Genomic DNA, 1,221 nt, shown 5'->3' with positions numbered 1-1,221 from the left:
CCCGGGCCTGCTGCGCGGCCTCCTGCGCGGCAGCCTGATCCTTTTGCGCGCTGCGCTGCGCGCGCGGGCGGTGTCGCGGGTGGTGGTGGCCTCGGCCAGTTTCACCTTGGCGCCCGAGGCCGTTGCGCTGGCCTCGGCCTCGGCCTCGACAAGCGACTGAAGCCGGGTCTCGGCCTCGGTGACAGCTTTACGGGCGCGGCTCAGGGCCTCGGCCTTCTCGGCGGCACCGTCGCGGCGAGCCTCGAGCGCCGCGACCTGCTCCTCGGCGCGGCGCTGGCGCTCGGCGAAGGCGCGGGCGGTCTCGGCGGCGGCCCGGGCCTCTGTGAGCCGCGCCTCGCGGGCGGCTTGCGCCTCGGGGTCCTGCAGATCGGAGAGCTCGCTGCGCACCGGCGCCGGGTGGCGATCGCCTGTTCCAGCGCCTCGGCGGTGCTGGCGAGGGTCTCGCGGCGGGCGCTCAGCTCGGCGATCTCATCCTCGGCGGCCTTCAGCGGCCCGCCTGCCTTGGGCTTCCCGGAGGCGGTGACGAGCTCGGAAAGCGCCGCTTCGGTCTGCGCCAGCGCGCGCTCCATGCGGCGCCCACCGGTCAGGGCCTCGACCTCGCCCGCAACCGAGGAGAGCAGGTCGCGGCGGGCGCGGTGCGCGTGGTCCTGCTCGCGCTTCTCGCCCTGGTCCAGAGCCACAAGACCCTGCCGTACCCAGAGCAGCCCGGCGGGGCCACCTTCCTCGGGCGACTGGGTCAGGGCGGAGATCCACTCTTCCGCCGCCTCGCCCTTGGCGACAAGCCGGGTGCCCTCGTGTACCTCGGCCAAGGGGCGCGAGAGCCAGCGCTTGGTGAGCCGGTAGCGGCGACCGTCGTCTTCGATCTCGGCAGAGACCAAGGGGGCGCCGCCGGCGTGGGGGCGGAGGGCCGAGATTTCTTTCGCGCGGCTGCGGTGGGGGATGAAGAAGAGCGCCTGCAGCGCGTCGAAGAGCGTCGACTTGCCGTCTTCGTTGGGCGCCGAGAGCACGTTGAGACCCGGGCCGAAGCCCTGCACCGTGACCGGGCGGGCGAAGCGGCGGACGTCGGAGAGGGTGACCGAAAGCAGCTTCATGCGTCGCCCTCCTGCAGGAGCCCGTAGAGCCGGTTCAATGCGGCGGAGGCGACGGCGCGTTCGCGGGCGGCGGCGTCACCGTCCTCCGCCGCTTCGGCCAGCCGCTCTGCCAGCGATGCGACGCCCCGGC

At 74.2% G+C, this 1,221-nt stretch carries 1 protein-coding gene; it reads right to left on the bottom strand.

The features are described from left to right. Positions 1-200: 200 nt before the first annotated feature. Entirely contained in the window at positions 201-1,091 is an 891-nt protein-coding gene (locus CLG85_RS27105) for an AAA family ATPase (protein WP_260350393.1), read from the bottom strand. Between the last annotated feature and the right edge of the window lie 130 nt (positions 1,092-1,221).

Origin of the sequence: Alloyangia mangrovi (assembly GCF_002300555.2) — a bacterium.
GTDB classification, from domain to species: Bacteria; Pseudomonadota; Alphaproteobacteria; order Rhodobacterales; family Rhodobacteraceae; genus Salipiger; species Salipiger mangrovi.
The sequence above is the reverse complement of the archived record's forward strand: the minus strand, read 5'-3'. Positions and strand labels throughout refer to the sequence as shown.